Below are 13,051 nucleotides of genomic sequence, written 5' to 3'. Positions count from 1 at the left end.
GGCATCGTCCGCGAAATCCAACGCGCACTGGCTATCTGGATCGGTACCTGCCCACTCTGCCACCACACCTTCCCAACCTAACAAAGTACTACTAGCCACCGGCGACCCTTCCCTCCGGCCGTTCAGGGACGAGAAACGCCCGGTGAAAGTCGACGTCGCCCTGTCCGGCGACGGGTTCGCACCGCCCGGCGAGGGCACTGGCGGCGACCCCCTCGACTTCATGGGAATCGGTGTGGCTGTCCGCCGTGCCCAACCACCCGTCCACTGGCTGAGCGCGGACGACACCTGAACTGTCCACCCCGCGCCACCACCTCACACCCGTTCCCTGCTGTCTGAATTGTGGTGTGTCCGAATAGGTTTGTGTGGTGTTCGCCAATGGTGTGAGTTACGAGCAGCTCAGGGGCCTCACCACCACGCTCACACCAGCCTGGGATCGCGATCGCCCTGAAAATCGCGATCGCACCGTCCGTCGTTCGGGCGGCGGGGATCACGTGCCGGCGGTCCCACGTCGGTCCCTCGTGGCAGGCTTGCTACGAACCTGCACCGGCCGAAGAAGAGAGAGTCATGGCCGAGACCGACGACCAACCCACGGTGCGGCTTGTCGCACACTGCCGCCGTTGCGACGGCTGGCTGCTGTCACCGCGATCTGTTGTCGGTGTGCCGCTGACGAAGATCGACTACACCCGGTCCCCGGTTGTCGTCCTCTGACGAAGTCTCTCATACGGGGTCTGGCCGTCGAGTCCACCGTGGGGCCGGTAGTAGTTGTAATAATCCTGCCACTCTTTGAGTTTCGCGTTGAAGATGTTCACGTCGTCGATGACGACGCCGTCGAGAAGCCGGTAGAACTCCTCGGCGTCGATCCGGTGCGAGCGCTCCACCTTCCCGTTCAGACGGGGCGTTCGCGGCTTGATGTAGACGTGGTTGATGCCCTTGTCCAGCACGTGCCAGTGGAACCCGGACTGGAACTCCGCCCCGTTATCGGTCTGAATCGTCTCGACTGCGAACGGCAGCTGCGAGAGCACGTAGTCCAGGAACTGGATGGCGGTCTTCTGGTTGTTGTGCGGATAGATCTTCAAGATCCGCAGCCGCGTACAGTCATCGCTCGCGGTGAACTGATAGAACTTCCCGCGCCGGCCAACCGGTTTCACCGCCGGGGTGCCGGGCTTTGCGGGGAGGGCTTCGACGAACTTGACGTCGATCTGCACGTGGTGGGCCGAGGCGTTGCTTCTCGTATCGCTTCCAGCGGCGGTCGTGGCGCTTGTAGCGCTGGGAGGCCGGTAGTCGGCCCATGTCAAGTCGTTTGAGGATGCGCCAGACGCCGGATTTGCTGATCTGGATGTCGTGGTAGCGCTCCAGGTACATGCGGATCTTGTCCGGGCCGAAGTGGTAATGCTGGCGCAGGTGGATGATCTTCTCGATAACCTCGGCGCGAGTCGCAGTTGAGCTGGTCCGCGGGCGTCGTTACCGTTCGCGCAGTCCGTCCACACCCTCGGACTCATATCGGCGCAGCCACGTGTAGTACGTGGGACGGCTGATGCCGAAGTACCGGCAGGTCATCGCGACGTTGCCGGTGACCTCCTCGACATGACGAAGGACCGCCAGGCGCCGACGCACCTCGCGGTCCATAACAGGCTCGCTCACCCGAATCTCCCTACGGTTCAAGGGGCCCGAGTGTCAAGCATCACCGTCAGTTTTATATTGACATCTGCCACCCAAGGCATCGGACCGACCTGCGAGGCCCGTGTACGCGCCGAACTGCGCGGCGGCCGCGCGAGCTGACCTTGGTCGACGGCGTAGCCAATCCGGTCAAGGGTTTCGGGGTGCATCGCTTGGCCCTTCAACCCCACCCGTTACCGCTTTCCGCGGGTGCACCCACCGCTAGGGTTGCCGTCTGGATCCCAGTACTGTTCGCTTTCCATCCGGCCGGACTGGTCGGCGTGCATCTCGTAGGCCAGCCGCCCGTTGCCGTGCCACCGGCGGCCCTCACGGATGATGCCGAACAGGTAGATGTTCTCTATGCTCAGCGAACCGTCGTCGCGAAAGCCCCGCTCCGGGCCGTCCTGCACGCCGTCACGGAAGCTGGTTTCGCCGAGTATTACGCCGTCCTCGTCGACCTCCACTGCGACGCCCGTGAAGAGCTGGCCACCATAGGTGAGCCGGTCGTCGTCGTTGTATTCCGCATCATCGAGCAGCACCCGCATCGCGCACTTCCTGTTGTCGGACATTCGTAGGAATCTCGGTTTCTGTTTCGAGAGGGTGTCGCGGACTCGGGGGCCGTGGAGGGGTTACCTGCGCCAGCCACCCTCGTGCCGACTCCGCTTCAGATCCTGCAGGGACCGCAGGTCCACCAAGCCATTCGTCGACCATCGCCGACGTCCACTGCACGGGAGAGTGATTGACGTAAGCGGTGAACGCCTTCACCGGGCGCTCGGCCCTCCGCCGTTGTGCGGGCCAGATTCTGGGCGAGCTGCTGGTTGGCGAACCCCGCCAGCATCGCCTTGAACACCTGCTTCTCCGGCCGCAACAGCGAGACATCGTCGACCAGGCGCAGCCATGCACCATCGGGGACCGAACCGTCGAAATTCACCAAACCGGCCACCTCCGTCGGTCGCATCGGACGCGAGAAAGCCGCATCGTATGCGAGTCGCGGCGGTATCCGCAGGTGGCTGCCTTGAGCTGACCGCTTCACCCCGATCGGCTGGGCTATGCTCGTCAATCCAGCCGCTATTGCATTGACCACCTGAATCCGCCGCCGCGAGCCTTCGCCGCAGCGATGCCCTCGCGCTGGCGTTCCAGGATCAGAGCGCGCTCGAACTCCGCGAAAGCACCCATCACGCTCAGCAGGAGGTTCGCCATCGGCGAATCCTCCCCGGTGAAGGTCAGGTTCTCCTTCACGAACTCGACCCGCACACCTTTGCCGGTCAGCGTACGTGCCAGCCACCGCACATCGTCGAGGTTACGCGCGAGGCGGTCTATGGAGTGCATGATCACAGTGTCGTCGTCGCGGACGTAGGCGATCAGATCGTCCAATTGCGGTCGTACGTTGTCATTCCCGGAGGCCTTGTCGGTGGAGGTGCGTTCTACGTCGATCCGTCGAGATTAAGAAATTATGAACCGAATAGACATGTGTCAAGGAATTTGGAAGTGGGCTCAATTCTGACGCCGATTGCCTTGGTCCCGCACTTGGTATTGGGGTACACCCCAGACCCGCACGGGTTCGGGCAGTTCGACCTTTCTCTCTCGACACGGACTCAACTGAACTTCGTGCACCCACCCGCGGCCGGCATGCTCGCATCCTGGCAGGGGACCTGCAGGATCAACACCAGCACTGGCAGGTTCAAGGCCGTCAACAGTTCGCGATGCGCATCAACGCGGCGAGTTCCCCCATCTGCCCATACATGCTTCCCCGGTCGGGCATGCTGCGGTGCCGGCCGCCGATCGGATCCCTCGAATGACGTCGGCCGCCGCATCGGCTGAAAATGACCCGAATTTTCACACCGAAAGTCTGAGGAATGTTCTGGTCCATCATCGCCAAGCAGGCCGTTGGTTTGCTGTCGAACACCCCAGACATTGTGGAGCCAAGCCCGCATATGCCGCCGCTGTCGTGATCGATGCCGACCTCAACGATCAGATCGCCGGGTTTCTCCGTGTCGTGTCGGGTACTGCTGTGGGTCGGTGGGCACTGCTCACAACCGGGTCGGGGTGAGCGGAATGTCCGTGCCGGATGTGGATTTCGAGCGCCGGCTGTGCTGTTGGCGTGAGGTGAGCCATTTGGCGAACAGTGAGATGAGGAAGTTCGTGGCGATGTACAGCACTGCGACCCCGAGGTAGAGCTGCAGCGAATACTGGCTGCCGTAGTACTCGACCAGCGAACGTCCCGACCGCAACAGTTCGGTTCTGCTCGGGCGTGTCGACGTGCCATGTCTGATCGTTTCTCTCTGCGCCCGTTCTGGTGCATCAGAACTCGCAACCGCTGGACCTGCTTAGCGGGCTGTAGTCGGGTTCATTGCTTTTACTACACCGACGCGGGAGGAAGTGCCTAGTTTGGTGAAGACCCGCGCGAGGTGTTTCTCCACTGTTTTCGGACTGATGAACAACTCTTCGGCGATTTCACGGTTGGTGTATCCCTGTACGACTCGGTCGGCGATATCGCGTTCGCGTTGTGTCAAGGCTGCGGGGTCTGCCGACTTACCGATTTCCGACCATGGCCGGACAGGTTTGCCGAGAACCCGCAGGTCGCGGGCGGCCTCATCGGCGAGCCGTCCCGCTCCACAATCTCGGAGAGAGCGGTATGCGAGTTCCAAGTGATGGACTGCGGATGCGTTTTGTTCGTATCGTGCCAGCGCGCGGCCTGCCAAGAGCTGGGCGCGAGCAGCGTCCACTTTCATTTCAACGGTGTTGAAGCGCTCGTATGCCTGTTGAGCGGCCGCGGTTGCGGCCGGGAAATCTCCCCGTGCGAGGTATGTCTGCGCTTGGACGTAATGCAGCTGTCCCTCACGCGAGCGCAAATTGAAGGTGAAGTCCTGCATGCGGTGGGCGATGGACTCGGCTGCCTCGATCCGGCCTAGGGCCAGTTCGGCTTTGACCAGCGCCGGCTCGAAGAACGAACGCACTATCGGAGGCATCCCGGACAAATCCGCTCCGCCGGTCGACAGGATGCCCCGGCGGCCCCGCTCGAACTCCCCCGACTCGATCAATGCCTGACCGTACGCTCCGCGCGCCAACCACGCGTAGTGCGCGTCGGGCGTGCGCTCCAGCGCCTGAACACCCGACTGTCCTGCGTTCAACGCTGCCGAGCGGTCACATACAGTCTCGACGAAACACTGTATCCCGAACGCCGCGACGCGGAGTTGGTCGTTGTCGAGCAACACCGCCATCTCGACCGCGGACTCTGCTGCCCGCCGCGCCTCACCGAGCTGGCCCAGTAGCCTCTTCGAGGCAGCCAAACCGATCAGGAACCGGGCGACAGCATGCTCGTGGCCGCTCGCGCGGCTGATCCGCAGTCCTTTTTCGGCGTTGCGGCAGGCTGCGCGAAGCCGATCGATCCCGAACTCGGTGTCGATCAGATTGGCCAGTGGCTCGAGCAGTTCCGGTGGCATGAGCAGATCGGCATCCATCTGTTCGGCGACCATGTCGGCGAGATACCGCGCTTGGGCTACCTCCCCCCGATGGCTGGCCATCCACGCGAGAAGAGTACTCGCAGCGACCAGCAGCCCGGTGTCACCCAGTGTTCCGGCGTGCGCGCGAGCCCGCGACGCGAACTCGAGACCCTCCGCCCATTGCCGCCGCATAAGACAGTTCTCGGCAAGCGCCATCTCCAGCGTCACCGCTTCCGCGCTACCCGCAACAGTCTTCCCCAAAGCAGCGACGAGAAGAGGACGGGCATCTTCGGTTTGCCCGAGCCCATGATCAGCCCGAGCGATCATGACAATTATCCGCAGCCGCTGCTCCAGCGCATCAGGCGCAAGCAGTTGCAGCGCCTCCTTCAGCACCGTCCGGCTGTCGCGCAAACGACCGGAATGTGCCAGCGCACTCGCCTGCGACACCAGCAACGTCAGCCGCCGCTCGGTCGCAGCGGACTCGGGCAACAGACGCAGCGCGGCCTCGAACCAACCCGCCGCCGCCGCCGGCGCGTGCGGTGCCACAACTCGCCCGGCCTCGGTCAACAGTTCGACAGCTTCCTCGTCACCGGCGTGGGCCGATTGCTCGATGTGATGGGCCCTCACGCCAGGAGGGGCGCCCCGCCGAGAAAGCGCTCGAGCCGCCCGCTTGTGAGCACCGAACCGCCAGCCCGGCATCGTCTCGTCATAGATCACTCGCCGCACAATTGGGTGCCGGAAACGGAACCTACCTGGCGTCGTAGTCGGACGAACCAGATCGGCCGCGACGAGTTCGTCGAGGTGTTCGAGCACCAACGCCTCATCGGCGTCCACGATCGCGGTCACCATATCCACATCGAACGGGTCACCGGCCACCGCACCGGATTGCAGCACCTTCAGCGTTTCACTCGCCAACCCCGCGAGTTCACTGGTGATCGTCATCCGCAACGTGACCGGGATACCCGCCTCATTGCCGGCTCCCTCACCAGCCCTTGGAATCGGCAACAGCTTCCCCGAACTATGTGCCAACTGCTTGAGGTAGAACGGATTACCACCACTCTCGGAATGCAACGTCCGAGCCACCAGCGAGTCCGGCCGCTTACCCAACGCCTCCGCAGCCTCCACCAGCGTCAACGGCGCCAACTCGAGCTCACACACCGAACTCTCACACGCCGCCTGCATGACAGCATCCAGGAGCAACTGCGGCACCCGCCGAGGACGATAAGCCAAGACCAGCACCATGCCCGGCACCGGACGCCGCAACAGATGAACGATCAAATCCACCGAAGCCGGGTCCGCCCAATGCACATCATCAAGCGCCAACACGATCGGCTTACGCAGAGCGAGCTGGTCGAACACGACACGAACCGCGCGATAGAACTCGAACCGCTCCACCACCAACCGCCTCGCCGACCGCCGACCACCCCGCGACAACGACGGCAACACTGCAGCTAACTCGGTCACGCGATCGCGACCCAACTCGGCGACGACCTGAGAATCCAAAGCTGCGAACCGCTCATCAACAGCCTCGACCACCACACCGAACGCGATCTCCCGCTCCAACTCCGACCCGCCCCCCGTCAACACCTCAAATTGTGCTGCGGCCGCCCGCCCACACAGCTCACCCAGAAAACGTGTCTTACCGATACCCGCCTCACCCCACACAACCACAGCACCCGCCGAACCAGACCGAGCACCTGCCAACACCTCGTCCACACACTGCAACTCCGAAGCCCTACCAACCAGAGGCACACCTCGGGTGCCATCAGCGCCGACCACCGCCACCATCAAAACTCCATGCAAAATCGATTATCGGACACAACAAAATGCAGTAAACAACCGAAAAGAGACGGGGTTCCAGAGGGATCTGTTATCGCAGGGTGATGTGCCATCTGTGTCACTGTTGGCTCCTGCATGCAAGAGTCGAGTTCGGCGGTCACACTCGTCGCCCAGCAGTGTCTCGGCAGTGGCATCGGTGCTTCTGCGCACCTCGCCATATCCGGGACCTCGGCACAGCTTCGACGGCGTTGTCGAAGATGCCTGCTGCGATCCTGTCGAGCGCCCTCGCTCGACTCGGCCACACGTCGTCGTGTGCTGCCACAGATCGTGATTCCCGCTGACGGGCCACCATCGTTGGTGTTCCTTCCAGCGCTGTTGCTCGATGCGGGGACCACTGAGAGTCACACGATCCGAACGTTCCACTGACGGCACCCCGGACCTGCATTTCCTGCACAACAGCCACCCTGCGCCGACGAGCAACAACCCACATCCGTGACATACCGGCGCATACCGATACCGCTACCTACCGAAACCGGCCGACGGAGGTGAACAGGCGGCGACTTGATCAGCTTTGCATCGGTCGTTCCACATATATCCCAGGTATCAGCGACGAAAGCCGAGCCACCACGTCACCGCCGAGCGTGGTCATGCGACGCGGCGAGTTCTCCATGCAGTCCATGAGAAATTCTTTCTCACCCCTTCGCGCCGCAACCTCCTGATCTCGCCCCGCAGAAGCAGCCCAGGAAAGGCTATAAGCCTCGGGAATATTGCATAATGTTCGGCAACATAATTCTCGGCGCAAAATTGCAGGGCGGGTGATCCCGGTTCGATTTCCTTCACATCGAGCAAAATTTCGCTGTATATCTTATCCTTGCTCAAGGACATACCTCCGGGAGATATCGTGTCGGGTACTGCTGTGGGTCGGTGGGCACTGCTCACAACCGGGTCGGGGTGAGCGGAATGTCCGTGCCGGATGTGGATTTCGAGCGCCGGCTGTGCTGTTGGCGTGAGGTGAGCCATTTGGCGAACAGTGAGATGAGGAAGTTCGTGGCGATGTACAGCACTGCGACCCCGAGGTAGAGCTGCAGCGAATACTGGCTGCCGTAGTACTCGACCAGCGAACGTCCCGACCGCAACAGTTCGGTGTAGCCGACGACAAACCCCAGTGAGGTGTCTTTCAGCAGGATGACCAGCTGGCTTGTGAGCACCGGCAGCATCTTCGGAATCGCCTGCGGCAGCAGCACTTTGCGTAGAATCAGGCTGCGGCGTAGGCCCATCGCGTCGGCGGCCTCGGTCTGTCCCTTGTCGATGGCCAGGATGCCGCTGCGGAAGATCTCGCACAGTACCGAGGAGTTGTAGGCCACCACTGCCAGCACCACGACATGCACCAGACTGAGGTCGAGGCCGAGTCGGGGCAGCCCGAGCGCAGTGAAGAGCATCAGCACCAACAGTGGAATACTGCGGAAGCCTTCGACCACCGCGCCGGTGACCAGCCGCAGCGGCCAGTGCACCGACAGCCGTCCGATCGCAAGGATCAGACCGACGGCCAGTGCGCAGGCCATGGCGATCGCGGCCGCCTGAATCGTCGCGATGTATCCGTGCCACAGCACTTGCGGCACACCGGTTTCCGGGTCGAACAGAATCGCCCAGCGCCGGTGGTCGAGCTGACCGAGCGAGTCCAGCCGCCGCGCGATGAGGACGACTCCGAGGGCGGTGAGTACGCCGGCGCCGACCGTCACCTGCCGCGCTCGCCGCATGCCCCGTGGACCGAGCGGATCGTAGAGGAACGAGGTACTCATCGCGCGACTCCCAGCCTGTTCTCCAGCACGCGGAACCCGAATGCTGAACCGAGGATGATTACCAGGTAGGCCGCCGCGATCCAAAGCAGCGTGCTGACCACTGAGGCCGGGTCGAGGAAGAAGATCCGCTGACTCGAGGCGGTCAGCTCGAGCACGCCGAATCCCGCCGCGATGGAGGTGTTCTTGACCAGCGCGATCCACACACTGGCCAGCGGCGGCACAACAGCACGCAGCGCCTGCGGGATGATGATGAACCGCATCCCCTCGGCGAAGGAAAGGCCCAGCGCACGTGCGGCTTCGGCCTGGCCGCGGCCGATGGTGTTGACACCGGAGCGGACCGCTTCGGCGACGAACGCTGCGGTGTAGATGCCCAGGGTGATGATCGCGGCGAGCGTATAGCTTGCGATGGTCACGCCGAGTTGTGGCAGCACGAAGACGATGATGAAAAACGCCACGGTGAGCGGTGTGTTGCGGATGATTTCGACATATCCGGCTCCCGTGCGCCGCAGGATCGGCACCGGAGCCATCCGCGCGACGCCGACGAGTAGTCCGATGATCGCGGCGAGTGCGCCGCCGCCCAGGCTCAGCAGCAGGGTTGTGCCGGACGCGCGGACGAGCAGCCCGGCGTTGTCGGTGAGTACATGCATGTTGTGGCTCCTGTTGTCCCGTACCGTCGGTCAGTAGTGGTCCAGGTCGGGCGGTGGTGGTGCAGCGCCGAGGATGCGACCCGCGGTGCGGTTCCAGGCAGCGGCCCAGGTGCCGTCGGCGAACGCTGCGCGCAGCACATCATCGATGAACGCCACCAGATCCGCGTGCCCCTTGGCGATCCCGACCCCGTAGGGCTCCTCGGTGAACCTGACATCAACCAGGTCGAAACTCTTCTCGTCGAGGCTGCGCAATCCGCCGAGGATGGTGTTGTCCGTGGTCACGGCGGTCACTTGGTTGTTCTTCAATGCGTCCGCGCACTTGCTGTAGGAGTCGAAGAGCGCGACCTCGGCGCTGGGCACCCGATTGCGGATAGTGGCGGAGGAGGCCGAACCTTCGACCGCACAGACCTTTTTGCCGCTCAGGTCGTCGGAGTTCGCGATCTTGTCCGGATTGCCCGCCCGCACCATCAGGGATTGTCCTGCAATGTAATACGGTCCAGCGAAGTCGATGATCTGCTTGCGCTTGTCGTTGATTGCGTAGGTCGCGATGATCGCGTCCACCCGTCCCTGCTGGAGGAAGGGTTCGCGGTTGGCTGACACGGTCTCTACCCATTTGATGCGGTTCGCGGGGATGCCGAGTGCGGCGGCGATTAGTTTGCCCATTTCGGCGTCGAAGCCCTCGGGTTGTCTGGTCAGCGGATTTTTCAGGCCGAACAGTGGCTGGTCGAACTTGGTGCCGATGGTGATCGTCCCGACATCGTGCAGCCGCTGCATCGTCGAGCCCTGCGGAAAGCTGACGTTCGTGGCCACCGAGGGAGTCACGCTCGACCGGTCGATCGGCGGGGCCCCGGAATCACATGCGGTACCGACGGCCAAGGCGGTGATAGCGGTGGTAAGTAGGTAGGACAGTCGTTGCACGGTGCGTCCTCTCAGTGCGGCAGGACACGGGCCAGGAAGTCCTTGGCCCGGTCGCTGGCCGGATTGGTGAAGAACGCGTCGGGGGTGTTCTGTTCGGCGATGACGCCGTCTGAGAGGAAAACCACCCGGTCGGCGCTGGCCCGCGCGAAGCCCATCTCGTGGGTGACCACGACCATCGTCATACCGTCGCTGGCCAGGGATCTCATCACGTCGAGTACCTCGCTGACCATCTCCGGGTCCAGTGCGCTGGTCGGCTCGTCGAACAGCATCGCCTCCGGTTCCATGGCCAGGGCGCGGGCGATGGCGACGCGCTGCTGCTGGCCGCCGGACAACTGGGATGGATAGGCGTCGGCCTTGTGTACCAAGTCGACTCGCTGCAACAGGGTGCGGGCTCTGGCCTTGGCCTCGGCGCGGTCGAGTTTGCGGATGCGTATCGGTCCGAATGAGATGTTGTCCAGCACGGTCATGTGCGGGAACAGGTTGAACGATTGGAACACCATCCCGATATCGGCGCGTACCTTCTTCAGCGCGGCGCCCTCGACCGGCAGCGGCTGCCCACGGAAGGTGATGGTGCCGCCGTCGATCGTCTCCAGGCGGTTGATCGTGCGACACAGGGTCGATTTACCCGAGCCGGACGGTCCGACCACCACCACGACCTCGCCCTTGGCGATATCCAGGTCGATGTTACGGAGGACAGTGACCGGCCCGAAGGTTTTGGTCACCCCGCGCATGGAGATGAGCGCACTCGCGGGTTGCGGGTCGGGTGTGGCGGAAGTGGGTGTCATCGGCATCCAGTCGTGATCGAGCTCGTGTTCGGCATCGAATCTACAATAATCCAGAATTGGGTCACCCACATAGCCACAATATCGCGAAATTGGTCACGCTGGAGGAAGCTCTGCGTGAGTATTCGATGCCGACCGCCAGTCGGCGACGAGAAAGCGTCATCCGACTCGCGTCGCTGGCACGAGGTTGCCCATCGACGGCATTCGCAGTCTCCGCCCATCGGCACCCGAGCGGAGGGCCTTAGTACTGCAACTGCACTCGCGTGGTTGGTGCTGGTAAACCTGTTAGGTGGTGTTGGATCAGGCTGTGGGCGAGCTGGTTTCGTTGATGGTGAGGATCGGGGATCGGTTTACCCGTGTCGAGCCGCGGGGAGCGGGCGCGCGAGTATGTGTCCGGGTTGGTCGCGGGTTTGGAACGTAAGAACGGGTGGACGCTGGCCGAACGTGCTGGTGAGGGCAGCCCGGATGGGATGCAGCGTCTGCTGCGCGCCGCCGACTGGGATGTCGATGCCGTTCGTGACGATGTGCGTGGGTACGTGGTCGAACACCTCGGCGATCCTGAGGCCGTGCTGGCTGGTGACGAGACCGGGTTCCTGAAGAAAGGCGTGAAGTCTGCTGGGGTGCAACGCCAGTACTCCGGCACCGCCGGGCGTACGGAGAATTGCCAGGTCGGAGTGTTTCTAGCGTATGCGTCGCGGCACGGGCACGCTCTGATCGACCGGGAACTCTACCTTCCCGAGTCGTGGGCTTCCGATCGTGAGCGTTGCCGCGACGCCGGGATCCCCGACGACGTCGAGTTCGCCACCAAGCCACGTCAGATGATCACCATGTTGGAACGTGCGCTGGCGGCGAAGGTGCCGTTCATGTGGTTCACCGCCGAAGAAGTCTATGGTCAGGCCCGTTACCTGCGGGACTGGCTGGAAGACCACGACGTGTTCTATGTGATGGCCACTCGCTGCGACGGCCAGTTGACCACTCGCGCCGACCGCACCGCGCGTGCTGACGTCCTGGTCGCCGAGTTCGCCAATCGATCCTGGCAGCGATTATCGGTCGGTGCCGGCGCGCACGGCCCCCGCGAATACGACTGGGCACGCCGCCAGATCGACGGGACCTGGGCGGCTGGGCGCGGGCACTGGCTGCTGGCCCGGCGCAGCATCAGCGCCCCGACCGACATCGCCTACTACATCTGCTTCGGCCCGGCCTCCGCACGGCTGGTCGACCTCGCCTGGACCGCAGGGGCGCGCTGGCACGTGGAAGAAGCGTTTCAGCAGGCCAAAGGCGAAGCCGGACTCGACCACTACCAGGTCCGCAAATGGCGGGCCTGGTACGCCCACATCACCCTGTCGATGCTCGCCATGGCCTGGCTCGCCGCAACGAAAACCCTTGCCGCAAAGGGGGCTTGCCGACAGGGAGGACGGCATGATCGCACTGACGCTACCGGAGATCCGCCGCCTGCTGGTCGCGTTCGTCCTGAACTGCCATCACCTGCCCGACCACATCTGGGCCTGGTCACGCTGGCGACGACGCCGACAACACCAAGCCCGGCTATCGCACTACCGCCGCCGCGGCCACCCACTCACCGAACGGGATCGAGTTTCAACTTGACGGCGACCCACCCGACCCAATCCGCAGCCGATCCAGGTTTGCCGCCCTCGCGGGCGATGCGTCGACCGTTTTCGAAGGCTACCGTGCGTTGGGACTGGGGCGGACGGAGATGCGATGGTCGCGCGTCACCGACCTTGTCCAATGCCAGCCAACGCTGCAGCAAGTTCTGTGCTTGGTCCCATTCGTTCAACCCGAGCAGCCACTCGATCAAGCAGATCAAATACTCCTCCCGGAGCAAGCGGTCGGGGATGGCGTGGACAATTTCCGGGCTTCGAGTGTAAGCAAACCACGGGATACCCTCCTGACGGATCTTCCCCGCGAAAGCCTCTAGTGTGTCGCGCCTGAAATCAGGCAAGTAAGTTGTTGATTAGTTTGGGGGTGTTGTCGGGTTGATTTTGGCGAGGTAGTCGGCGAGGGATTTC

General features: G+C 63.1%; 12 protein-coding genes and 3 pseudogenes. 2 read left to right on the top strand and 13 right to left on the bottom strand.

The genetic code is table 11. The features are described from left to right. Positions 1 to 289 (top strand): hypothetical protein (locus AB0B25_RS30915; RefSeq protein WP_357187056.1); only part of this gene is annotated, 289 nt, incomplete at its 5' end. Between the two features lie 388 nt (positions 290 to 677). Here AB0B25_RS30915 and AB0B25_RS30910 read toward each other — a convergent pair. The 13 genes and pseudogenes from AB0B25_RS30910 to AB0B25_RS30850 form a co-directional block, all read right to left on the bottom strand. Beyond that, positions 678 to 1,295, bottom strand: coding sequence for an integrase core domain-containing protein (locus AB0B25_RS30910; protein ID WP_357187053.1), 618 nt, complete (start codon positions 1,293 to 1,295; stop codon positions 678 to 680). Between the two features lie 169 nt (positions 1,296 to 1,464). Continuing rightward, positions 1,465 to 1,626, bottom strand: a pseudogene (locus AB0B25_RS30905) (helix-turn-helix domain-containing protein); the annotation flags it as partial. Positions 1,627 to 1,850: 224 nt separating this feature from the next. Further along, on the bottom strand, positions 1,851 to 2,201 hold the full coding sequence (locus AB0B25_RS30900; protein ID WP_357187050.1) for a hypothetical protein: 351 nt from the start codon (positions 2,199 to 2,201) through the stop codon (positions 1,851 to 1,853). Positions 2,202 to 2,320: 119 nt separating this feature from the next. After that, on the bottom strand, positions 2,321 to 2,590 hold the full coding sequence (locus AB0B25_RS30895; RefSeq protein WP_357187047.1) for a hypothetical protein: 270 nt from the start codon (positions 2,588 to 2,590) through the stop codon (positions 2,321 to 2,323). Positions 2,591 to 2,751: 161 nt separating this feature from the next. Beyond that, positions 2,752 to 3,093: pseudogene (locus AB0B25_RS30890) on the bottom strand (recombinase family protein); the annotation flags it as partial. A gap of 253 nt (positions 3,094 to 3,346) precedes the next feature. Then, positions 3,347 to 3,562, bottom strand: coding sequence for a hypothetical protein (locus AB0B25_RS30885; RefSeq protein WP_357187044.1), 216 nt, complete (start codon positions 3,560 to 3,562; stop codon positions 3,347 to 3,349). Positions 3,563 to 3,686: 124 nt separating this feature from the next. Beyond that, positions 3,687 to 3,887, bottom strand: coding sequence for a hypothetical protein (locus AB0B25_RS30880; protein WP_357187041.1), 201 nt, complete (start codon positions 3,885 to 3,887; stop codon positions 3,687 to 3,689). Between the two features lie 96 nt (positions 3,888 to 3,983). After that, positions 3,984 to 6,887, bottom strand: a complete 2,904-nt coding sequence (locus AB0B25_RS30875; RefSeq protein ID WP_357187038.1) for an AAA family ATPase — start codon at positions 6,885 to 6,887, stop codon at positions 3,984 to 3,986. Between the two features lie 636 nt (positions 6,888 to 7,523). Next, complete coding sequence (locus AB0B25_RS30870) at positions 7,524 to 7,757, bottom strand: hypothetical protein (protein ID WP_357187033.1); 234 nt, start codon at positions 7,755 to 7,757, stop codon at positions 7,524 to 7,526. A gap of 56 nt (positions 7,758 to 7,813) precedes the next feature. Then, entirely contained in the window at positions 7,814 to 8,677 is an 864-nt protein-coding gene (locus AB0B25_RS30865; RefSeq protein WP_357187031.1) for an amino acid ABC transporter permease, read from the bottom strand. Beyond that, positions 8,674 to 9,324, bottom strand: a complete 651-nt coding sequence (locus AB0B25_RS30860; protein WP_357187028.1) for an amino acid ABC transporter permease — start codon at positions 9,322 to 9,324, stop codon at positions 8,674 to 8,676. The genes AB0B25_RS30865 and AB0B25_RS30860 overlap by 4 nt, the downstream gene beginning before the upstream one ends. 30 nt (positions 9,325 to 9,354) lie before the next feature. After that, positions 9,355 to 10,242, bottom strand: a complete 888-nt coding sequence (locus AB0B25_RS30855) for a glutamate ABC transporter substrate-binding protein (RefSeq protein ID WP_357187025.1) — start codon at positions 10,240 to 10,242, stop codon at positions 9,355 to 9,357. A gap of 11 nt (positions 10,243 to 10,253) precedes the next feature. Further along, positions 10,254 to 11,027 carry an amino acid ABC transporter ATP-binding protein gene (locus AB0B25_RS30850; RefSeq protein WP_357187059.1) on the bottom strand — a complete coding sequence of 258 codons (774 nt, stop codon included), beginning with the start codon at positions 11,025 to 11,027 and terminating at the stop codon, positions 10,254 to 10,256. Positions 11,028 to 11,313: 286 nt separating this feature from the next. On the opposite strand from AB0B25_RS30850, the pseudogene AB0B25_RS30845 reads away from it, so the two are divergent. Next, a pseudogene (locus AB0B25_RS30845) lies at positions 11,314 to 12,629 on the top strand (IS701 family transposase). Positions 12,630 to 13,051 lie beyond the last annotated feature (422 nt).

The organism is Nocardia sp. NPDC049190 (assembly GCF_040648115.1).
Classification (GTDB): Bacteria; Actinomycetota; Actinomycetes; order Mycobacteriales; family Mycobacteriaceae; genus Nocardia.
The sequence above is the reverse complement of the archived record's forward strand: the minus strand, read 5'-3'. Positions and strand labels throughout refer to the sequence as shown.

What these genes read in the sequence shown, in the direction of transcription:
- AB0B25_RS30865 (WP_357187031.1), bottom strand. Translation starts at nt 8,677, where the DNA reads ATGAGTACCTCGTTCCTCTACGATCCGCTCGGTCCACGGGGCATGCGG.
- AB0B25_RS30850 (WP_357187059.1), bottom strand. Translation starts at nt 11,027, where the DNA reads ATGACACCCACTTCCGCCACACCCGACCCGCAACCCGCGAGTGCGCTC.
- AB0B25_RS30900 (WP_357187050.1), bottom strand. Translation starts at nt 2,201, where the DNA reads ATGCGGGTGCTGCTCGATGATGCGGAATACAACGACGACGACCGGCTC.
- AB0B25_RS30860 (WP_357187028.1), bottom strand. Translation starts at nt 9,324, where the DNA reads ATGCATGTACTCACCGACAACGCCGGGCTGCTCGTCCGCGCGTCCGGC.
- AB0B25_RS30875 (WP_357187038.1), bottom strand. Translation starts at nt 6,887, where the DNA reads ATGGTGGCGGTGGTCGGCGCTGATGGCACCCGAGGTGTGCCTCTGGTT.